The organism is Brucella sp. NBRC 12950 (assembly GCF_030268145.1).
In the GTDB taxonomy this organism is placed as follows: domain Bacteria; phylum Pseudomonadota; class Alphaproteobacteria; order Rhizobiales; family Rhizobiaceae; genus Brucella.
In genome coordinates this window covers 99,695-122,367 of the sequence record NZ_BSQC01000016.1, presented here as the reverse complement: position 1 = coordinate 122,367, position 22,673 = coordinate 99,695, and the positions used below count along the sequence as shown (strand labels likewise).

Genomic DNA, 22,673 nt, shown 5'->3' with positions numbered 1-22,673 from the left:
TATATTTTGTTCGCTTTCCTGATTTGACAATTTCTACTAGATATGTGAGCGTTTACTCACATTGTCTACTCGCTTTCAGGAGATGAATTTTGACGACCAAAATTTTAACAAAACCCAGGAAAACCGCGTCTCAGAAGCGATCACAAGTAACAGTTGAGGCGATTTTGGATGCGACTGCTCGCGTTTTAGTACGGGAAGGCTATGCCCGGGCGAGTACAAATAGGATCGCCCTTGTCGCAGGTGTCAGCATTGGTTCTCTTTACCAGTATTTTCCCAGTAAGGAGGCATTGGTTGCAGCGCTAATCGCCCGTCACAATCGAGACATGCTTATTCTGCTTGAAACCTCTATGCGCCAATGTGCCAAAGATGATCTGCCGACTGCGATGCGGGAGCTCATTCGTGCAATGTTCGCGGCCCACCGCGTTGAGCCTGAGCTACACAGGATCCTGAAGGAGGAGGTTCCAAGGATAGGAAAACTCGCAGAAGTGGAAGACATCCGAAAAACGACTTTTGAACTCGTCAGGCGCTACATGGAGGAGTGCAAGGATGAAATTCACTTAAAGGATCTTGATACTGCAGCATTTATTTGCGTAACGGCCGTAGAAAGCTTAACGCATGCGCTCATCATCAATGAATGCGGCCATCCCCTCTCGGACGAGGCCGATATCGTCGAACATTTGACACGGCTCATTGCAGGTTACCTGGGCCAGGCCCCTTCTCCCGTGCGCCCGATACTCAAAGTTGAGGACAAGCCGAGCGAAAGCTGATTTGAATAATCAGCTGCCCCGGACATCACTGCAAAGATGGAATGACTTGGCATCTTGCCAATGACAACTCAAGGTCAGCCATTTAATTGTTGCTTAGCTCGGAAGCCCCAGTAATGGGGCATCCGGTGCGTTGCAGAGGCATTGGACTTGAGAAGCGCCTTTATTCGTGGAGCTCAACGAGTTCACTAACGTTCTCAGCAACTGATCTGGCCTGAACTTGACCGTTATTCGGTCGTCGCTGCATTGATATCAGCCAAATTTGCGACGATTGCTGCAGCCTCATTTTGCAGCGCATCCTTTACAGTGGTTCGAGCCTTTTCGATTGCGAGATCGGCATTGAGGCTTCGCTCATTTGCCTGCAAGCCGTCATCCTTGCTGGCATCAAGTTCACCTTGGTTTTCACCACGGGCAGCCAGACGTTCCGTTTCCTTGTTGATTTCGTCGCGACGGTTGGCTTCATTAAGCGATATCACTGTTTTTTCACGCTGTGCCTTCAAGGCTGCAATATCTTCAACAAAGCGCTGATACTCTTTATCTGTTTTCACGCGCTCCTCATGTTTGGCTTGCAGCGTTGGCAAAACTTTGCTCACATCGCCAAAAAGCCTGTACTTGGCGGGATCAACTTCGCTCCACGGCAAGGCGTTTTCGAAACTCGATTCCCCTGTGGTCTTGATATCGAACGTGCCGGGCAAACTTATATCCGGGGTGACGCCGCGCAACTGGGTAGTGCCGCCATTCACGCGGAAAAATTGGGCAATCGTGAACTTCAATTCACCCAACTTCGGGTCTGGGTTCTGCACGACTTCGTCTAGATTAACGACTGTCTGAACTGTTCCTTTCCCAAAACTTGGTTCTCCAATGATAACCCCGCGGCCGTAATCCTGGATAGCGGCTGCAAAAATCTCGGATGCCGATGCCGATCCTCGATTAATAAGGACTCCGAGCGGTCCGCTCCAAAGTGGCTTGTCGAGATCGTCACTTTCAACCTTAACTTCACCTTTCGCGTTACGCTGCTGTACGACTGGGCCCTTTCCGGTGAAAAGTCCGGTAAGATCAATCGCCTCAGTTAATGAACCTCCGCCATTGTTGCGCAGGTCGAACAAGATACCGTCAATATTCTCCGCTTTAAGCTCAGTGATAAGCTTGGCAACGTCGCGACTGGCGCTTTTGTAATCCTTGTCTCCCTTCCGGCGGGCTTCAATATCTTCATAGAAGGCTGGAAGCGTGATCACACCAATCTGACGCGTGAGATTTCCGTCCTTGATCGGCAAAATGGTCTTTTTGGCGGCCTGCTTATCCAGGCTGATTTTATCGCGCACCAGGTTAATCACGTAGTGTTTGCCATCTGGGCCGGCGTCTGCTGGCAGAATATCAAGGCGTACAACCGAACCTTTGGCGCCACGTATGAGCTGAACAACCTCATCAAGGCGCAGACCCACGACTTCTTTAATTGGGCCGGTTTCGTCCTGTCCAACGCCGACGATACGGTCTCCGACAGCAAGCTTTCCAGATGCTTGGGCCGGTCCGCCTGCCACAAGCTCGCGAATGGTGGTGTATTCATCGCGCTCTTGAAGCACTGCGCCAATGCCGACCAGCGAAAGCTTCATCGAAATATCAAATTCGGCAGAAGCCTTCGCGCCAAAATAATCGGTATGGGGATCCACTGAGGTCGTGTAGGCCGCCATAAAAATCTGAAAGACATCCTCCGCTTTCGTCTTATTGGCGCGCGCGAGAGTGTTTTCGTATCTTTTATTGAGAGTTTCACGGATAGTAGCGTCATCCTTGCCGGCGAGCTTTAATCTCAACCAGTCGTTCTTGACGCGTTTCCGCCACAAATCGTTCCGTTCTGCTTCTGTGGCCGGCCATGCAGCTTTGTCGCGAACAATCGTGTAGTCTTCTTGTTCGTTAAAATCGAACCCCTTGTCGAGGAGGCTACGGGCATAGTTCATCCGATCAACGATACGCTGGCTATAAATGTTGAAGATTGCGAATGGAATACTGAGATCTTCTTTGTTGATAGCGTCATCGAGCTCTGCGCGGCCGGTCTTGAAACTGTCGATATCGGCCTTCAAAAAAATCAACCGATCAGGATCCAGGGACTCAATGTATCGATCCATGATTTTCGCTGACAGATCGTCATCAAGCGAAACGGGCTTGTAATGAAAGCGCGATAGAAACTCGGCAGTTATACGGGCAGCCTGAAGTTGCTCGGGCAATGGCTTTAATTCTGGCGATGATACGGCTTCAAGAGCATAGGCTGGAGAAGCAAGCATTGCGACGCACAGAAGAAGAGAGGCAAACTTTTTATGTATCAACGTGAATTCCGTTTTCTCGAGGCAGACGATTGCGGTCATAATATCTGGAACAATTATGGTCTTTTAGCAACCGGCTGTCACCCCGCCACTGACCTACGTTTATGCGCTATCGAGAAAAAGTTACCGGAATCCAGTACCACTTAGACCTCCGGCAAAGGAGTGTCGAGGCTCATTGCATGGTCGAGAACACGCTGCAGGTTTGCGGCATGGCTGAAATTGGGTTCCGAGCCGACACCATCACCAACAGCACGTGCGAACCGTTGATAATTTGTCTCGACAGGCTCGACTTCCAGATCTCGCCAAACTGGCGTTTCGATATCCTCCCCGGTACAGCCGCGCAAAGAGGAGCCGGTTGGCGTGTGAATGACCTCCAAAGCACCTTTGTCACCATGTATCCGCAGACGCAATTCATTCAGATGGCCTGTCGCCCACCGGCTTGCATGGATAACACCAAGGGCACCGTTCGAACATTCGGCCATCATGACAAAACTGTCATTTGCGTCCAGCGTATACTCGCCAATATGGTTATTGTCAGCCTTATCAAAAGTTTTGAGCCTCGCAGAGGCTCTTTGCACATCACTTCCGATCGCATAAGAGGCGAAATCGAGAATATGGATACCAACGTCGCCTAAAACTCCGTTGGAACCATGCCGCGTGGACAGCCGCCATAGCCATTTGCTTTCTGTTTTCCAGTCACCCCAAGTTTTGGAAACAAGCCAGCTCTGCAGATAAGAGGCTTCAAAATGGCGTATCTGCCCGATTTCGCCTGATTTAACGATTTGGCGTGCTTTCTGCAAAGGAGCAACATTGCGATAAGTGAGATTGACCATGTTCACTATACCGGCCTGCTCAGCAGCGTCCGCCATTTCGGCGGCTTTCTCATAGCTCTCAGCAAGCGGCTTCTCACAGAAAATATGCTTACCCGCACCGATCAGGATCATAGATGTCGGATGATGGATCGCGTCCGGTGTCACATTTGCAACGGCATCAAACCGGTTCCATGCGAGGACATCCTCAAGACGGGTGAAGCGATTGTGAATATCATGATTTTCAGAGAAGCCATCAACCCTTTCTGCAGAAACATCGCAAGCCGCAACTACTTCCACGCCGTCAATCGCTCTGAACGCCTCGACATGGTTCTTCGCCATACCGCCTGTACCAAGAATGAGAAGACGCATCAAACACCTCACCGATATCCGGCTTCGCCAGCTTCGTGCAGTTTTGGACCGCGTTCAACAATCGGTTCAAGAGCTTCATCAATTGGAACGTTCGGTGCCGTATGAATAGCCGTAAAAGCTGTCTGCTGATTATACGCCCATTTAACCGAGTTCCGTAGAACGGTTTGAACATTTGCATCGTGGTAAGTCGGATAGGTTTCGTGTCCAGGACGAAAATAAAAAATGTTGCCTGCACCACGGCGCCAGGTCATGCCGGATCGAAAGACTTCCCCGCCCGCAAACCAGGAAATAAATACTGTCTCCAATGGTTCTGGTACCGAAAATTGTTCACCATACATTTCCTCGTTTTCGAGAACAAAATTCTCCCCGATCCCGGCGGCAATTGGGTGTCCTCGATTGACAACCCATATACGTTCCCGCTCTCCAGCTTCACGCCATTTCAACGCGCAAGGTGTTCCCATCAGCCGTTTGAAAATTTTCGAGAAATGCCCTGAATGAAGAACTATAAGCCCCATACCTTCGAAAACCCGCTTTGCAACACGCTCGACGACGGCGTCGGAGACAGCGGCATGATCTTTATGCCCCCACCAAACCAGGACATCGGTATTATCTAGACGTTCCACTGGAAGTCCGTGCTCGGGCTCTTGAAGCGTCGCTGTTGAAGCCTCGATTGCGCTGTCTTTGTTGAGGGTGGCCGCGATTGTATTATGCATACCCTTTGGATATAGCGCGCGAACGGTTTCGTTGGTTTGTTCGTGAATATTCTCTCCCCATACAATCGTACGTATCGACACGCGCATTCTCCTTGCTTTGAGCTATTTCAAGCCCTGTGGAAATTCAGGATCGGGCCATCACTTCAGGCAGAGGAACCAACGCCTGAGGGAATTGGTTCCTAAATTACAAATAATTCATGGGCATATTCACGCGATTTGCGCCTTCCCATATTCATCAAAACGATGGATACGCTCACCCGTCGGTGAGACAGACACCATCTCGCCCTGCCTCCTCGCGGAGACACCCGCCTCGCGGACCACAAGCGGTTCGGCGCGTGATAGATCCACATAAATGAAGCTGTCCGATCCCAAGACCTCGGTATGCACAACTCGACCATTCCAGTGGCCTTCTTGAGAAACAATTCTAAGATGCTCAGGTCTTAAACCGACTGTATGTGCACCGAACGCCGCCGCATCCGCTCCATTGAGCAGGTTCATCTTCGGTGAGCCTATAAATCCGGCCACGAACACGGATTTTGGTCGCTCATAGAGCTCCAGCGGTGTGCCTATTTGTTCAACGCGACCGTCTCTGAGAACGCATATGCGATCGGCCAGCGTCATCGCTTCAACCTGGTCATGGGTAACATAGATCATAGTGGTCTGTTCCATACTTCTGTGTAAATTCGCGATCTCCAGTCTGGTGGCGACACGCAAAGCTGCGTCAAGGTTTGAAAGCGGTTCATCAAATAAGAAGACTTGTGGATCCCGAACGATAGCCCGTCCGATCGCTACCCTTTGACGTTGTCCGCCAGAAAGCTGACGGGGCAATCGCTTCATATAATCAGTAAGCTGTAGCATCTCGCACGCCTGCTGAATACGACGCGCACAGTCCTCCTTGTTCCGGCCGGCCAGTTTCATCCCAAATTCCATATTCTGGTAAACCGTCATATGCGGATAAAGAGCATAGGATTGGAACACCATCGCAATTCCACGCTTCGAAGGGCTGAGGCTGTTGACAAGCTTCCCGTCGATCGCGAGGCTGCCTGAACTAATTTCCTCCAGACCCGCAATGAGCCGCAGCAGTGTTGACTTTCCACAGCCCGAAGGCCCGACGAAAACCATAAACTCACCGCTTCGAATATCGAGATCTACGCCCTTGATGACTTCGAAATTTCCAAAAGACTTGCGCAGACCGCGCAGCTGAAGTTCTGCCATATCTTTTTACCCCTTTACGCCGCCCGCAGTCAGCCCTGACACGATCCGTCGCTGAAAGATAAGAACAAGAACGACGAGCGGTACCGTCACAACGACGGACGCAGCCATGATGTTGCCCCATGGAATTTCGAACTGACTGCTACCTGATAGCAGCGCTATCGCAACAGGAACCGTCCGCTGCCCTGACGAGGACGTAAAGGTCAGGGCGAAAAGGAACTCATTCCAAGCGGAGATAAATGCAAGCAATCCAGTCGTCGCCAATGCGGGCCACATGAGAGGCATGAACACTCTTGTGACGATAATCCAGGCCGAAGCACCGTCAACAATCGCTGCTTCTTCGATTTCGACAGGGAGTTCGCGCATGAATGTGGTCAAAACCCACACCGTGAACGGCAATGTGAAGATCAGATATGAGAAGATTAAAGCGAGCGGTGTGTTAAAAATGCCGAAGAAGCGAACGAGTTCAAAGAGGCCCGCGAGCACGGCTATCTGAGGAAACATAGAAACTGATAATATTGTGAGCAACAAAAGGCCCCGTCCCCGAAACTTGACCCGGGCCAGCGCATAGGACGCGGTAACTGCGAGCAGAAGTGATATGGCAACTACAATAGTCGCCACCAATAAAGAGTTGCCAAGGCTTTGCAGGAAACTGCCTTGCGACAGAACCTCCGTATAATTTCTCAAGGATAATGACGATGGCCAGAAGTCTGCCTTAAAGAGGGCAGTACCCGATTTAAAACTCGTCAAAAGCGCATAATAGAATGGGAAGACCGCTACGATCACAATGATTGCGACTAATGCGTAGAAGCCTACAGATTTGGCTATTCGCATGACTATTCTCCCGTATGCCCGAGTTTTATCCGCCCGAACATCATGTAGAAAGCGGTGATGGCTGCGATGATAAGAAACAGCATCGTCGAGGCTGTCGCACCATAGGCAAACTTGTCGAAGTCGAAGAGGTTCTCGCGGGCGAAAACTGACATGCTTTTTGTTTGCGCGTTGTTTGGTGTGAGTACATAAACCAGATCGAAGATCCGCATCGCATCAAGCATTCTGAAGATCACTGCCACCATCAAAGCAGGCCTTATAAGGGGAAGGGTGATACGCCAAAAAACTTTGAGCGGATGGACCCCATCGATCTTGGCTGCCTCATAAATATCAGAGGGTACCATTTGCAATCCAGCCAGGATAAGCAACGCCATGAAAGGCGTCGTTTTCCAGACATCCACAATGAGAATTGCAATCATTGCGGTGTCGGGATTGGCGGTCCACGCGATTTTATTGCTGATGAAACCGAAATTCAAAAGGATGTGGTTCAATATACCGAATTGGTCATTGAGCATCCACGCCCACATTTTTGCCGAAACAATTGTCGGAATGGCCCAAGGTATCAAAATTGCAGCCCTCACCAGCCCGCGGCCGCGAAAGCTCGCATTCAAAACGAGCGCTACGATCAACCCAAAGAAAGTTTCCAGGCTGACCGAAATAACAGTGAAACGGATTGTGTTCCATACAGCATCCCACCACGCCGGGTCGGCCAGCAGGCCGCGAAAAACAGTACGTCCGCTTTTCAGAGTAACCCAGGTGAGATAGTTCTTGAAACCTACAAACTGAGCGGTCGCAAGGTTTGTAAGGGATGCATCTGTAAAGCTGAAATATACCGTGCGAAACAATGGCCACCCAGCAACCAGCGCTAAGACGAATAAGGTAGGCCCCAGAAAAATCCATGCAGAACGGGTTCGCATATGCTGCAGATCTGATCGGCTTTGAGGCCTGCCTGTTGTACCACAGACATCAGCAGAAGGGTCTGTCATAATCTTCCTCAGCTTATATCGAGGTCCGGACAGGACTCAGTTCGAATAAGGCGCGGCCTGCCGAGGCGCCTCGGTGCGTTACCATGCGGAACCTTGAAGCTCTGTGAGTTCGACCTCGAGCATCTCCAAGTTTTCAGCAGCCGTTCCCCGACCGGAAAGGGTGTTATGAACCGCAGACCAGAATTTTGATGAAACCTCATTATATTTGACTTTTGTAGCCGCCGATGGTCTCGGCACCGCATTTTGGAAAATCGGTTTCCAGTGAGCCATGAAAGGCTGCGCGCTTAGAATATCTTTATCGTCGTAGAGGGCCTCAATTGTCGGTAATCGAGAAATTTCAACGGCCTGTACTTTTTGTACTTCTGGTGACGCCAGATATTTCACCAGCGCAATCGCGGGTTCCTGCTGCCGGGAATATTTCGACACTGCCAAATTCCAGCCACCAAGGGTCGATGATGGTGCGTCTCCCTCCTTCGCCGCTGGAAGCGGGGCGACATCGAACTTTCCTTTGACCGCGCTATCTTCATTGTTCCCCAATGCGTAAGCATAAGGCCAGTTGCGCATGAAGACCGCATTGCCCGTCTGCCAAACACCGCGGGATTCCTCCTCCTGATAGGCAAGAACACCCTGCGGCGAGATGGTTCCAATCCATGATTTTGCACGCTCTAATGCAGCCGCTGCCGCTTCATTGTTGACCGAAATGTCGCCGTCCAATTCAACGACTTGCCCCCCTCCGGACGACTTGATCCATTCCAATGCGTTGCAGGTCAGCCCCTCATAGGCGTTGCCCTGAAAGACATAGCCCCAAAGATCTCCATTCCCTCCAGCGCGTTCTTTGTCCATAATTTCTTTTGCGGTCGTATTCATGCCATCCCACGTCCTGGGCACCGCCTTACCGTATTTTTCCAACAGGTCTTTACGATAGAACAGCGCTGGCGCGTCTGTGTAGAATGGCAGAGCCACCAACTTGCCATTTACCGTCTGAGACGCGATGATCGACGGAAAATGGCTTGAAGAAACATCCTTTGTAGCCTCCGTTAAGTCCAAAAACTGATCGGCAAGCTGCGGCGCCCAAACCACATCTGTCTGATAAACGTCGATATCAGCATTCCCTGCGGCCAACCATAATCGGTATTGGCTGAACTGTTCGCTACTTGATGGCGGCATGGAGACAATATGAACTTTGTTGCCTGTCGCCTTTTCAAATTTGGCAATCTGTTCCGTCAGAAATTGAATATTATTGCCGGTTGAATTTGCGGCAATCGAAATATCAGCTGCTTGGGCAAACGTGGTCACATAGCCGAATGCGACGCAGGCGATGAGTGCACCTTTTAAAGCCATCGTCCTTCTTTCCTCCCATCCACTCTACTGGCAGATTTCAAAAATCGAAAACGGTTTGGACCCTAAAAAGGTTACAGAAGCCCAGTTTACTGTCAAGTCGCAGTTTAGTAACAGTAGATTTCTGGGAGCGATAATGAATTTAGTTATTGAAAATCATCTTGTTATGGCGACACGATCAAAAAGATCGATTCCGCTTGGCTCACAGCAAAAACTGCGTCCTAGATTTTTCTTGAAAACGGTTTGACTCAGTCACACCTTTCGAAGAGGATGGAAAACCGCTTCTCCTTGTGCAATTGTGAATAAGGAGCAACTCGTTATAATCGGCTCGGCAAAGCTACCCTCTGAAAACCGATAGACCAATGAAACTTCGCGAATTCGCCAAACTTATTCGGCTCTCACCGACCACCGTCAGTCGCGCACTGAGCGGATATCCTGAAGTAGCCGAATCCACGCGTAAACGCGTAATCGCAGAGGCTGCAAGACTCGGATACCGACCCAACGTCAACGCAGTGCGTTTGGTGACGGGTCGAGCGGGCGCTGTCGGAGTGGTCATGGGACGCAACAGCGAGTTTCATTTCGCGGAATTCATGCGCGGGATGGCTGAGCGGCTTAGCCAGGACGAAGTTGATATTCTTGTCAGTCCTATTGCCAGTAACGGAACTGACGACGAGGTGGATATCTGTCGTCGTCTTGCGACCAGCCGACGGGTTGATGCCATTATTGTTACATCGCCAAAACCGAACGATGAAAGAATTCGTCTGCTCGATCAGCTCGGAATGCCATTTCTTGTCCACGGCCGTTCAGAAATCGAGATACCTCATGCTTGGCTTGATATAGACAATGACGGCGCGGTCTACCGCTCAACTGCACACCTGCTTGACCTTGGTCACAGTCGGATAGCGATGATCAATGGTCGATATGGTTTCACTTTTTCACTTCATCGGGATGCGGGATATCGCCGCGCGCTTGAAGAGAGAGGGGTCTCTTTCGATCCCGCTCTCGTGGAGCATTGTGATTTTACCGATGAAGCGGGCTATCGCATCGCACTGAAGTTGCTAGACTCCGAGTTGAGACCAACTGCATTTATTGCCGGTTCGATGATGTCAACCTTGGGTATTTATCGTGCTGCACGTTCAGTCGGATTGGAGATCGGGAAAGACATATCTGTAGTTGCCCATGATGATGTCATATCCTTCCTAAGCGCTGACAATATGGTTCCTTCACTGACCGCAACACGGTCTTCCATGCGCTTGGCAGGAAAAAGATGTGCGGACCTTGTGATGGAGATGCTGGACGGAAGGATCGCCACAGATATTCAAGAGTTGTGGCCGGTGGAACTGATTTTAAGGGAGTCCGCTACCCGCGCTCCCTATTGAGATGAGGAAATGGCGAATGAAGTCTGGGGAATGTCTCACCTTCTCCGAACACTTATGGGCGTGGCGCAGGGTGTCAGCCTTCACACCCTTAAGTTTTTGATCGCAAAATATTGCTATTGAGCACAAGGTAGGCGAGCAAACCGATAAGCAGCCCCCAGAATGCGCCGCCAATTCCAAAAAGCTTTATATTTGCAGCCGAGGCAAGGAACGTAATCACTGCCGCTTCTCGGGTTGATGGTTCAGACACTGCTCCAGCAAGACTGCCACCGATCGTGCCCAGCAAAGCGAGACCAGCAAGTGTCGTGATAAACGTGGAAGGGAAAGCCATAAACACGGCCGCAAGCGTTACGCCGAATATTCCGACGAGAATATAGAACAATCCAGCGGCAATCCCAGCGATCCAACGCTTCGACGGGTTTTCATGTGCCTCATTTCCTGTTGCAATCGCAGCGGTGATCGCCGCCAAGTTAAAGGCATGTGATCCGAATGGTGCCATGATAAGTGACCCGAGGCCTGTGACAGTGACGATAGGATCAGCACTTGTCTTAAAGCCGTCGTTTCTCAGAACAAGCATCCCAGGCACGTACTGGCCCGTAAGGGTGATGAGAAACAAGGGTAGCGCCATCGACAACGAAGCATTGAGCGAGAACACAGGCATCGTGAATATAGGGACAGCAAATTCCAGGCTCACTTCCGAAAAAGCAATCTTATCTTGTAAAACCAGAAATGATATTCCGACGATAAGAATACCGACCACTGCATAGCGTGGAATGATGCGTTTCAGGATTATATAGGATGCGATCAGTAAGGTAACCAAGACCGGATCCATGGTCGCACCCCCGAAAGCCCCAATTCCAAACTGCAAGAGAACGCCCGCGAGCAGTGCGGAGGCTATCGGCTGCGGAATTAAGCGAACGACCCGCTCAAAGTAGCCTGACAATCCAAGTACAATGAATGCGATTGCCGATAGGATGAATGCCCCTACTGCTTCACGATACGGGGTTGTCGCAAGGGCGGTAACTAGAAATGCTGCTGCCGGTGTTGACCAGGCCGTGATAATCGGCTCGCGAAAGCGCATGCTGAGATATATCCCTGTTATCCCAACACCTATCGAGACTGACCAGACCCAGGAAGCAGTGAGATCAGGGCTTAGGCCGGCAACCTTAGCGGCCTGAAACACAAGTATAAATGTCCCACCGTAATTGACGATCACCGAAACCAAACCGGCTATAATTGGATGAGGCAGATCGCGCAGACTGCTGGTGGATGTCGAAGCTGTGGACGGCAAGAGAATATCTCCGGAATTTTGGCATTTGCGAACAGGTTCACATTGACAGGTAACGGGTGATTGGTCTGATGTATCCATCCACTTTCTGTCTGAAGGACCATCCAATTGTTCAAGCATGCCCAGTTGGAAACTGTAAAAGCCTGGATCGCTCTGCCAGCAAATGCAGCGATGCCGCTGCATGCACGCATACAGCGTGCCATCCGGCAGTTGATTATCGACGGTGCCTTGTCCTCAGGTCGACCCCTTCCAGCGTCCCGCATGTTGGCGAAGTCGCTTCAAGTGTCGCGCGATACGGTCGAGGCAGCTTACACTCAGCTTCATGCTGAAGGTTTCATCGACCGGAGGGTTGGCAGCGGCAGCTTTGTTGCTGAGATGAGCGAATTGCTGTCTCATCAATGCTCTCAGAACCGCGTCGTGCCAACGCGTAACCCAGGAAAGCTAAGTAGACGTGGCAACGTCATGGCCCGCAATGGCGGCGTGCGAGAAGCATCATTTCCTCGCCCTTTTTCGCCGGGAGTGCCGGAAACTCGGGCATTTCCGTTAGCTCTTTGGGAACGATTAGAGCGGCAGGTGCGAAAAGAATATGGTGTGCAAACGCTTACGCATGGCGACCCGCAGGGGAGTGAACGTTTACGAAAAGCCGTTGCCGATTATGTCAATCTTGAGCGAGGCGCTCGAGCCACTGCAGAGCAAGTACTGATCTTAACTAGCTCTCAACAAGCTCTGTCACTTTGTGCAAATGTCTTATTCGATCCCGGCGATCGAATTTTCATCGAGGATCCTGCATATCACGGCGCCCGTAAAGCCTTTGAGGCAGCTGGACTTGAGTGCATGCCGGTCCGTGTCGATGAGAATGGGCTTGTCGTCGAGGAGATGCTTGGTTCGGATCTTCAGACCAAGGCAGTCTTTCTCACACCCTCCCATCAGTTTCCCACCGGGGCAACGTTATCCCTTGAACGACGATTGTCAATTATCGAATGGGCTCGGAAGAATCAGACCTGGGTTATTGAAGACGATTACGACAGCGAATTTCATTACGCGGGAAAACCAACTGCCTGCGTGCAGGGGTTGGACGCAGGCGAGCAGACAATTTATATAGGGACATTCACAAAGTCGCTTTTTCCAGGTTTGCGTATTGGCTACGTTGTTCTGCCACCAGCCTTGGTTCAACCGATGACATCCGCCCGAACGCTCTTTGATGGTCATTCAGCTTTAACATCACAATTAACACTCGCGCGTTTCATGGAAGGGGGCCATTTTGGGGCTTATGTCCGCACAATGCGTATCCTTTACGCAAAACGTCTCAGCATCCTGACCGATCTCATTTCCCAGCACCTGTCAGAGTATCTGACCACAAATGTTCCAACAGGCGGCCTGCAATTGGCTTGCACACTCACCGGCCGCCTTTCTGAAGCGTCGTTGATTGAGGCCGGCCGTCGCGCTGGTATCGATCTTTTGGGGCTGTCGCACTTATACATGTGCGATCGCCCTCCAGCAGGTATATTAATGGGCTTTGCGGCCTATACCCCCGGGGAACTCGAAGCAGCCGTGAAGAAGCTGGCGATCTCTATTGAAGATTTGACAGTGAACCGCATTCAAGGTCTGAAGTGAGCAGAAATTGGTCTGCCATTGCAGTTAAAATTGGCGGGGAAGTGCGGACCAAATAGGCAATATAATGAGGCCTGCATAACGTCGACTTGCCAGCGAGTTTTCCTATGGAAGTGTCTTATGATGGTTGTCTCACTGATGAAGACATCAAGCGGTTTGGGAATGATCCTGCGGCTAGGTTCCGTGAAAATCTTCAGGAACTGCAAGAAAGAATTCTGGTGTGCGCTCAAAGCAACTCTCGCCAGTTACAGGAAGTTCGACTTCTCCCTGTGACAAAAACTGTCCCTGGTCATATTTTGCGGTTCGGATTTGCCGCAGGTATCAGGGCTTTTGGGGAAAACAAGATTCAGGAAGCACTGCAAAAGCAAGACATTCTGTCCGATCTTGATATTGATTGGACAGTTATTGGTCACCTTCAATCAAATAAGGCCAAGCATCTGATCCGGTTCGCATCTGAGTTCCACGCGCTCGATAGCCTGAAATTGGCGCATGAACTCAATCGCCGACTAACCGCCTCCAACCGCGCGCTTAAAGTGTACATCCAGGTCAATACATCAGGAGAGCCGAGCAAGTATGGTCTCCAACCAGATGAGCTTTTACCTTTTCTCGAGCGACTTCACGAATATCCTCAGCTTAAGCCTCAAGGCCTCATGACGCTTGCAGTCTTCGATCCAGATCGTGTTCGCGTCCGGGAATGTTTTCGGCGCCTTCGTCTCCTGCGCGATAACGCCATTTCGATACATAAAGAGATTAAAGGGCTTTCGATGGGGATGAGCGGCGACTTTGAAATCGCGATTGCAGAAGGTGCGACCGTGGTGCGCATAGGCCAAGCCATTTTCGGAACCAGACCCTCTGGAGCCGCGGTCTACTGGCCTGGGTATGTGGGTTCTCCCAGCTAACAAAACAACAACAAGACTGGCGGTAGAATCTGTCCGCATCGCCCGACAAAACCCGGAAAACTCACGCTTAGCAGCGAGCGCGTCCCTCTCATCGATGGAAAGTCTTACGAAAACATCCCTTAAGTGAGGTGAAGATCAGAGCCCTCACCCCATATTCGTTCGGCTCGAGTGACAAAGGGTCCGTTTTGGTCGATGTGTCTGATATTGCATCGAACAAGAATTCTCCGGCATCAAAGATCAGACGTCGTCGATGCTAGATTTCGATGCTTTCAATTGATAGGTCGCGACGCCTTGCGGATAGGATCAGGCAAATTTTTAAACCCGGCTGAGACTTTGGGCCTCATGGCCAGCCCGTCTGGATCGGGGCTGACCATTTGAGCCTTAGCAACATCTAAAGCCGCCTTTTCCCCCATAGCGTACTTCCTGGCGCTCCCGGAAGAACTCAGCATAACTCATTGGCGTAGTTTCAGGATGGTTCTCCGTAAAATGTCGAACATAATTGTCATAGTCTGGTACGCCGATCATCAGCCTTGCCGTTTGGCATAAGCATTTTCCTGCTCGTAGCATTGTGTCAAACATGAATGTGTCCTTTCGGGAATTTCGTTGCATCAATGCTGATGTGCCAGCTGTGCCTCCCAATTTTCTGGTAGCCGCTCATTTGGGACTTCACGAATGCTCGGCTCTTTTTTGCGCCACGCAATCATCGCCGTCTTCACCGAGAAGACTGCAAGCACAATAACAACAATCATAAAGAATGCTGTTAACGTGCCATTGATATAGTTGGCGAGCGCGTCGTGAGGGGTTTTAGCGTTACGTGCGGCTGCAAAGAAACCAATCTTCTCACTGAAGATTTTCTGCCAACCCGCAGTCATCGTGCAGATAAACAGCCAGATCGCCGGAAGGAGAGCCACAAAGACGTAACGCTCGCGTTTCATTTTTACCAGTACCACCGCACAGAGCATCAACGCCATCCCGGCCAGCATCTGATTTGCGATGCCAAATAGCGGCCATAACGTATAGATCCCACCCTTTGGATCGATCGCGCCCTGATAAACAAAATATCCCCAGCACAAGACAACCAACGCTGTCGCAAGGACATTGGCATACAGACTGTCAGTTCGGCGCAGATTTGGGTTCATCATTCCCAAGAGGTCTTGCAGCATAAAACGCGCAGATCTTGTCCCCGCATCGACTGCCGTTAGGATGAACAGAGCTTCAAACAGGATCGCAAAATGGTACCAAAATGACATATTCAGCCAGCTGCCAAGCGCATTGTGAAGAATATGCGCGATCCCTACAGCAAGGGTGGGTGCACCGCCTGCCTTGGCGACGATCGATGTTTCGCCGACATCCTGGGCGATAGCCTGCAGCGCCTCAGGCGTGATATGAAATCCCCAATTGCTGACCACTGTGGCTGCCGATTGTAGAACGTCTTGTGTACCTGCCGGCGCCAGGACGGCCAAAGGCGTATTCATTGCAAAGTAAATGCCAGGATTGATTACGCAGGCGCCAATCAAGGCCATGATGGCGACAAAGGATTCCATCAGCATGCCGCCGTAGCCAATGTAACAACTCTGGTCCTCGTTCGCCAACATCTTGGGCGTGGTTCCCGATGATATCAGCGCGTGGAAACCCGAGACAGCACCGCAGGCAATGGTGATGAAGAGAAATGGAAAGATGTCGCCGCTCCACACGGGACCAGTTCCGTCCGTGAAACGTGTTAAGGCCGGCATTTCAAGGACTGGACGTAGAATAACTATTCCCACCGCCAGAGCGATAATCGTGCCAATCTTCAGAAAAGTCGACAGATAGTCTCGGGGTGCTAAAAGCAGCCACACGGGCAAAACAGCCGCAACGAAACCATAAACGATGATAATTCCGGTAAGCGTCGTCGCTTCAAAAGTGAACCAGGATGCATAGGCGCTGTCTTTGATCCAGCCTCCAGAAACGATTGCGAAAAGCAATAAAACAACGCCGATAAGGGAGACTTCGCCGACCCGACCCGGCCGGAGGTAGCGAAGATAAATCCCCATGAAAAGGGCGAGCGGGATGGTGAAACCGACAGTATAGGTCCCCCACGGGCTTTCAGCGAGCGCCTTCACCACGACCATGGCAAGTACACCCAATATGATGATCATGATCATGAAACAGGCAACAAGCGCAATGACGCCTGCGACATTTCCCATCTCTTCGCGGACCAGCTCGCCGAGCGATCGGCCATCACGCCGGGTGGATATGAACAGGATCATAAAGTCTTGCACGGCACCGGCCAGTACACAGCCCGCCAGAATCCACAGCATTCCGGGCAGATAGCCCATTTGCGCGGCTAAAACCGGGCCGACCAAAGGTCCCGCGCCAGCAATTGCCGCGAAATGGTGTCCATAAAGAATATGCTTATCGGTGGGGACATAATCGAGCCCGTCATTATGCCTGAATGCAGGCGTCATGCGTGTCGAATCCGCCCGCAGCACCGAATTGAGGATAAAAATGCCGTAAAGCCTGTAGGCGATGAAGTAGATGCATACAGCGGCGATAACGATCCACATTGCATTAATCGGTTCATCGCGGTTGAGCGCGATAAACCCTAACGAGAATGCACCGACGATTGCAATGACGGCGAGAATAAAAATGGTTAAAGCTGATTTCGGTCTTGAGGTTTGCATGCGTGTCCTCGTTCAAAAACAGAGAAAGCCCGACCACCCCAAACCTGAAAGACAAGATAATATTTGTCAATCAAACGTCGTCGTCACGACAACAACCTTGGGCGAAAGCCGGTCAAACTTCAAAATCCGTAAGCGCAGTAGAGGTTTTTTCAGTCAGCAAGACCGATGTTCGCTAACCGGCGCTCGATGCAACAGCAGACTTGATTGCAATAATTGAAACCTCTATGAAACCAGTACTTTTGCGAGACACTTGGCTGGCGTGAACCCTCGTCGTCAGTTAAACCAACATTGAGATAGCGATGACCCTTTATCAAGATTACCTGGCTGAGATCAAAAGCAGAGAACCTCAGGGCCTTGCCCCCAAGCCAATTGACGACGGCGGGCTCATTGCTGAAATCATTACTTTGATCGAAGATACTGGAAACGCACTTCGTCCAGAAGCTTTGAAATTCTTCATATACAACACCTTGCCGGGCACCACGAGCGCCGCAGGCGTCAAGGCAGCCTTCTTGAAGAAGATCATCCAGGGCGCATCAGTTGTTGAAGAGATATCGCCACAATTTGCACTGGAACTGCTCTCGCATATGAAGGGCGGCCCCTCCATTGAAGTGCTTCTTGATATCGCACTGAGCGATGGCGACGCTATGGCTCAGGCGGCCGGTGAAATCCTTAAAACCCAGGTATTCCTCTACGACGCAGATATGTTCCGTCTTCGTGACGCATTTCAGGCTGGAAACTTGATCGCAAAAGACGTGCTCGAAAGCTACGCGAAGGCTGAGTTTTTCACGAAGCTTCCCGATGTCGATGATGAAATCAAGGTCGTAACTTTTGTTGCCGCCGAAGGCGATATCTCAACTGACTTGCTCTCACCAGGAAATCAGGCGCATTCGCGCTCGGATCGTCAGTTGCATGGACAGTGCATGATCACGCCTGAAGCGCAGGCAGAAATCGTTGCACTGCAAAAGCAGCATCCCGACAAGCGCGTCATGATGATTGCTGAAAAAGGCACGATGGGTGTCGGATCTTCGCGCATGTCCGGCGTTAACAATGTCGCTCTTTGGACAGGCAAGCAGGCAAGCCCTTATGTGCCTTTCGTCAATTTTGCACCGATCGTCGCTGGAACCAACGGGATCTCGCCGATTTTTGCAACGACTGTCGATGTAACTGGCGGTATTGGGCTCAATCTGAAGAATTGGACCAAAAAGCTCGGCGAAGATGGCAAGCCTATCCTCAACAATGATGGAAATCCCATCCTCGAGCAGCAATACGCGGTCGATACAGGAACTGTGCTCAGCATCGATGCCAAAAACAAGAAGCTGCGCGATGAGGCTGGCAATGAGCTTGTTGATATTGCTTCTGCATTCACTCCCCAGAAGATGGAGTTCATGAAGGCTGGCAGTTCCTATGCCATCGTCTTTGGCAAAAAACTCCAGACGTTTGCGGCCCAGACGCTTGGCATACCGGTCACACCGGTCTTTGCACCCAACAAGGAAATCACCATTGAAGGCCAAGGCCTGACAGCCGTAGAAAAGATATTCAACCGCAACGCGGTCGGAGTTACCCCTGGCAAGGTTCTGCACGCGGGTTCGGACGTACGCGTGAAAGTGAATATTGTTGGCTCTCAGGATACAACCGGCCTGATGACCGCTCAGGAACTTGAAGCGATGGCGGCGACGGTGATTTCACCGCTGGTCGACGGCGCTTATCAGTCTGGCTGTCACACTGCATCCGTTTGGGATAAAAAGGCACAGGCCAATATTCCTAAGTTGATGAGCTTCATGAATAATTTCGGCCTCATCACCGCCCGCGATCCAAAGGGCGTTTATCATTCCATGACCGATGTCATCCATAAAGTCCTCAACGACATCACCGTTGACGACTGGGCGATTATCATCGGCGGGGACAGCCATACACGCATGTCAAAGGGCGTGGCTTTCGGCGCAGATTCCGGAACGGTGGCCCTTGCGCTGGCAACGGGCGAAGCAACAATGCCGATCCCGCAATCCGTGAAAGTCACGTTCAAGGGCTCGATGCAGCCACACATGGATTTCCGTGATGTGGTTCATGCGACGCAGGCTCAGATGCTTAAGCAGTGTGGCGACAATGTCTTCCAGGGTCGCATTATCGAAGTCCACATCGGGACACTGCTAGCGGACCAGGCGTTTACCTTCACTGACTGGACGGCAGAGATGAAGGCAAAGGCCTCTATCTGCATCTCTGAAGATGAAACCCTTATCGAGTCGCTGGAAATTGCAAAATCCCGCATTCAGATCATGATCGATAAGGGGATGGAGAACGCGGCTCACACGTTGCAGGGACTGATCTCCAAGGCGAATGCGCGCATTGATGAAATCCGCTCGGGCAAAAAGCCGGCTTTGGCGCCAGACAATGATGCGAAATATTTCGCTGAAGTCGTCGTGGATCTCGATCTGATTGACGAACCGATGATCGCGGATCCGGACGTTAATAATGCCGATGTTTCAAAGCGCTATACCCACGATACCATTCGCCCGGTATCCTATTATGGCGGAACGAAGAAAGTTGACCTTGGTTTTGTCGGCTCTTGCATGGTGCACAAAGGCGATATGAAAATTGTCGCCCAGATGCTCCGAAACATCGAAAAGGCCGAAGGCAAGGTCGAGTTCAACGCACCATTGGTTGTTGCAGCTCCGACCTATAACATTATCGACGAACTCAAAGAGGAAGGCGATTGGGAAATATTGCAGCGCTACTCCGGCTTCGAATTCGACGATCAGATGCCAAAGAATGCAGCACGCACAGTTTATGAGAACATTCTCTATCTAGAACGGCCGGGTTGCAATCTTTGCATGGGGAACCAGGAAAAGGCCGAAAGGGGCGACACTGTACTTGCGACGTCGACACGACTCTTCCAGGGTCGCGTTGTTGAAGATACAACAGAGAAGAAGGGGGAATCCCTTCTCGCGTCAACACCGGTCGTTGTGCTTTCAGCAATCCTTGGCCGCACGCCAAGTCCTGAAGAGTACAAGGCTGCGGTCGAAGGCATCGATCTGACAAAGTTTACGCCGCCAAAAACACCATTGCTGGACTCTCTCTCCGTCCACTACTAAGCATTCCGATCTCATTTATCATGCCCTCCCCCACTTTAATTGCATTCACGCAGTTAAAGTGGGGCTAAATACACGTGGGCAAGACAACGAGATAATTCTTTTTTTTAAATGGTGAAGCCATTTGCAGCGCTTGCCTCACTTCGTCAGTATGGCGCCAAAGGCTTCGAACCAGTAACTGAACCGACTAATTCCACGTGCGACCTCAGCCGGCCAGCTCGGCGGCGTTACCAACTCCAATGGGTTGCTCTTCGGCATTCCCGGCAATGCACCGTCGGCGTATCTCGCGCCGAGGATCAAGGAGCTGGTAGCATATTACCTTAGAGAAGCAGACTTGGTAAGCGTTATGCCGCCAATAGGCGCTTTCGAGAGCTGCAAGTCACCGCCTGTTAGCGTTTCCAGTTGTTGGGCGGTAACTGCCAAGTCCGAAAAGTTTTGTTTTCCCATAGTGCCCGATACAGCGGTCTCGACCGGCGCTCGCATTGCTGCGAGCCTCTTCAAGCTCTGCAGCCGGGGTCTCGACCTTTATAGATACCTCCTGAGCGGCTTTGCCGTGAGGTTCGGCCACGCGCCGCTGAATAACATCGTTTGTCATCTGCCTTGATGCATTCTGGCGATGCGAATTTAAAACAACTGCTGGATAAGCGAAGTCTGTGATCGCCCCTTAGCTAGCACTTGTACGAACGATTCATGTTTGGCATTTTTCAAAACTTGTATGACCAACCTTGGAGGGAGAGTGGATGGAAGAAATGGTGGAAGGAACTAGAGTACATACAAGGCGAAACGGCACCTTTGTTGCGGAGGTAGTGGTAAACCGACGAGTGGTATGGCGACGACAGGGCTATAGATCTCAACAAGAAGCACAGGCGGAAGCTGACCGAAAGTGGACAGATATCAAGCGCAACCGCTGAATCTGATCAACCTAAAGCAATTCAAGTCCCTTGTAGTGGCTTGAGCCTCACTCAAGGGCGGCGCTGTGATCAATCTTCTCCCATTCCGATAGATCAATGATTAGCCCACCAGGCGCAAAGTGATTGGCCATATCCAACCAAATCGACGTCGCACTCGCTCTTGCAAGCGTGACCTGATTACCGTGATTGAACCATTTTCGCATCGTCGCGTTCTTAAAAAGGGCAGGTTCAGCGCGAAAGGGAAGTCATTTGAAACACGCCTCTGTTACTGAAAAAAGAAAACTGAGAGAAGCTTTCCCTTACTGGCAGAAAACCCCGAATATTAGCGTGCGTTCAAAGCGCTATCCTACACGCCGACATTACGATGTGGTTGTGGTTGGTGGGGGCATCAGCGGCGCCCTCGTCGCCCATGCGTTAATCGATGGGAAGCGAACGATTGCCGTAATCGATCGCCAAAAGCCTGTGCTTGGAAGCACGATCGCAAGCACAGCCATGCTTCAGCACGAGATCGACGTTCCGCTTTATAAGTTAAAGAAAATGATCAAGGCTGAAGATGCAGAGCGGGTTTGGCTCCGATCTGCCGCCGGCGTCAAAGGGCTCATAGAGCTCGTCAAAAATCTTGATATTTCCTGTAGTATGCAACCCAAGAAAGCCCTTTACCTTGCAGGCGACGACTACGGGTCGCGAGCACTGATTTCTGAAGTGGAAGCGCGAAAGGCTATCGGTCTTGATGCTACACTGCTTGATCGTACTGCGCTTATGCGCAGATTTGGCGTTGATCGAGAGGCCGCAATAAAAAGCAATATTTCTGCTTCGGCCAATCCCGCTCAACTGGCAGCGGGGATTTTGCGGGTTTGCCAAAGACAGGGTGTGGAGATTATCTCGGACACTGAGATTACCGACTTTGTCGAGATCAATGAAAAGGTCGCGCTCGCAACTTCCATGGGAAACGTCCTCAGTACCTCGCATGTGGTGTTTTGCACCGGTTACGAGTTCCTAAAATCGCTGGCCAATAAAGAACACCAGATTATATCAACCTGGGCGATCGCCAGCCGACAGGCCGCCAAGGCGCCGGAATGGCTGCGGGACTACCTGGTCTGGGAAGCCTCCGATCCCTATCTCTATTTCCGTAGCGGTCCCGATGGCAGGATTATTGCAGGTGGCGAAGATGAACCGTCAGACGACGCATTCGAAGATGAGAAAAAGCGCTCTCAGAAGAGTTCAACGATTGCAAAAAAAGTCGGAGCTTTGCTGGGATTTGACATGGGAAAACCCGATTACAGCTGGTCGGCAGCTTTCGGTTCAACGAAGCTCGGAACACCGATGATCGGAGCGGTACCAGGTCATGCTAACGTCTATTCAGCAATGGGATATGGCGGAAACGGGATCACATTCAGCAAAATAGCCTCAGAGATTATTGCTTCGATGCTTGCAGGCAAGGACGACCCAGATGCCGATGTCTTTGCTTTTAGATGAGTTTTTTTAAAGGAAAACCCATT

The 22,673-nt window shown here is 51.0% G+C and carries 16 protein-coding genes; 6 read left to right on the top strand and 10 right to left on the bottom strand.

All coding sequences use genetic code 11. The annotated features are described in order from the left end of the window. The first annotated feature begins 89 nt into the window (after positions 1-89). Positions 90-767, top strand: a complete 678-nt coding sequence (locus QSJ70_RS23080) for a TetR/AcrR family transcriptional regulator (protein WP_215780902.1) — start codon at positions 90-92, stop codon at positions 765-767. 224 nt (positions 768-991) lie between these two features. Here QSJ70_RS23080 and QSJ70_RS23075 read toward each other — a convergent pair whose 3' ends face one another. From QSJ70_RS23075 to QSJ70_RS23045, 7 genes are all read right to left on the bottom strand, one after another. Continuing rightward, positions 992-3,040, bottom strand: a complete 2,049-nt coding sequence (locus QSJ70_RS23075) for a carboxy terminal-processing peptidase (protein ID WP_285540028.1) — start codon at positions 3,038-3,040, stop codon at positions 992-994. 182 nt (positions 3,041-3,222) lie between these two features. Continuing rightward, the gene (locus QSJ70_RS23070) at positions 3,223-4,260 is read right to left on the bottom strand and encodes a Gfo/Idh/MocA family protein (protein WP_285539993.1); all 1,038 of its coding nucleotides are present in this window, start codon (positions 4,258-4,260) and stop codon (positions 3,223-3,225) included. A gap of 8 nt (positions 4,261-4,268) precedes the next feature. Next, positions 4,269-5,054: a ThuA domain-containing protein gene (locus QSJ70_RS23065; protein ID WP_215780908.1), complete on the bottom strand. Its 786-nt coding sequence runs from the start codon at positions 5,052-5,054 to the stop codon at positions 4,269-4,271. Positions 5,055-5,180: 126 nt separating this feature from the next. Then, a complete protein-coding gene (locus QSJ70_RS23060) occupies positions 5,181-6,188 on the bottom strand; it encodes an ABC transporter ATP-binding protein (RefSeq protein WP_215780910.1) in 1,008 nt (335 codons plus the stop codon). Between the two features lie 6 nt (positions 6,189-6,194). After that, positions 6,195-7,019, bottom strand: coding sequence for a carbohydrate ABC transporter permease (locus tag QSJ70_RS23055; protein WP_215780912.1), 825 nt, complete (start codon positions 7,017-7,019; stop codon positions 6,195-6,197). Between the two features lie 2 nt (positions 7,020-7,021). After that, the gene (locus tag QSJ70_RS23050; protein ID WP_285539991.1) at positions 7,022-8,002 is read right to left on the bottom strand and encodes a carbohydrate ABC transporter permease; all 981 of its coding nucleotides are present in this window, start codon (positions 8,000-8,002) and stop codon (positions 7,022-7,024) included. Between the two features lie 78 nt (positions 8,003-8,080). Then, complete coding sequence (locus tag QSJ70_RS23045) at positions 8,081-9,343, bottom strand: ABC transporter substrate-binding protein (protein ID WP_285539989.1); 1,263 nt, start codon at positions 9,341-9,343, stop codon at positions 8,081-8,083. Positions 9,344-9,702: 359 nt separating this feature from the next. Here QSJ70_RS23045 and QSJ70_RS23040 point away from each other — a divergent pair, with 359 nt between their 5' ends. Next, positions 9,703-10,719, top strand: a complete 1,017-nt coding sequence (locus QSJ70_RS23040) for a substrate-binding domain-containing protein (RefSeq protein WP_215780918.1) — start codon at positions 9,703-9,705, stop codon at positions 10,717-10,719. Positions 10,720-10,807: 88 nt separating this feature from the next. Here QSJ70_RS23040 and QSJ70_RS23035 read toward each other — a convergent pair whose 3' ends face one another. Continuing rightward, positions 10,808-12,007 (bottom strand): benzoate/H(+) symporter BenE family transporter, encoded by a 1,200-nt coding sequence (locus tag QSJ70_RS23035; protein WP_285539985.1) that lies wholly within the window; start codon positions 12,005-12,007, stop codon positions 10,808-10,810. Positions 12,008-12,112: 105 nt separating this feature from the next. On the opposite strand from QSJ70_RS23035, the gene pdxR reads away from it, so the two are divergent. Both pdxR and QSJ70_RS23025 read left to right on the top strand, forming a co-directional pair. Next, positions 12,113-13,618 (top strand): MocR-like pyridoxine biosynthesis transcription factor PdxR, encoded by a 1,506-nt coding sequence (gene pdxR / locus QSJ70_RS23030; RefSeq protein WP_285539983.1) that lies wholly within the window; start codon positions 12,113-12,115, stop codon positions 13,616-13,618. A gap of 104 nt (positions 13,619-13,722) precedes the next feature. After that, on the top strand, positions 13,723-14,514 hold the full coding sequence (locus QSJ70_RS23025) for a YggS family pyridoxal phosphate-dependent enzyme (RefSeq protein WP_285539981.1): 792 nt from the start codon (positions 13,723-13,725) through the stop codon (positions 14,512-14,514). Between the two features lie 381 nt (positions 14,515-14,895). Here the strand turns inward: QSJ70_RS23025 and QSJ70_RS23020 are convergent, their stop codons facing one another. Both QSJ70_RS23020 and QSJ70_RS23015 read right to left on the bottom strand, forming a co-directional pair. Then, positions 14,896-15,081, bottom strand: a complete 186-nt coding sequence (locus QSJ70_RS23020) for a YbdD/YjiX family protein (RefSeq protein WP_502871715.1) — start codon at positions 15,079-15,081, stop codon at positions 14,896-14,898. A 41-nt stretch (positions 15,082-15,122) separates the two neighbouring features. After that, complete coding sequence (locus QSJ70_RS23015; RefSeq protein WP_285539978.1) at positions 15,123-17,177, bottom strand: carbon starvation CstA family protein; 2,055 nt, start codon at positions 17,175-17,177, stop codon at positions 15,123-15,125. Positions 17,178-17,476: 299 nt separating this feature from the next. Here QSJ70_RS23015 and QSJ70_RS23010 point away from each other — a divergent pair, with 299 nt between their 5' ends. Both QSJ70_RS23010 and QSJ70_RS23005 read left to right on the top strand, forming a co-directional pair. Beyond that, the gene (locus tag QSJ70_RS23010; RefSeq protein ID WP_285539976.1) at positions 17,477-20,266 is read left to right on the top strand and encodes a bifunctional aconitate hydratase 2/2-methylisocitrate dehydratase; all 2,790 of its coding nucleotides are present in this window, start codon (positions 17,477-17,479) and stop codon (positions 20,264-20,266) included. A 1,157-nt stretch (positions 20,267-21,423) separates the two neighbouring features. Beyond that, entirely contained in the window at positions 21,424-22,650 is a 1,227-nt protein-coding gene (locus tag QSJ70_RS23005; protein WP_285539974.1) for an NAD(P)/FAD-dependent oxidoreductase, read from the top strand. Positions 22,651-22,673 lie beyond the last annotated feature (23 nt).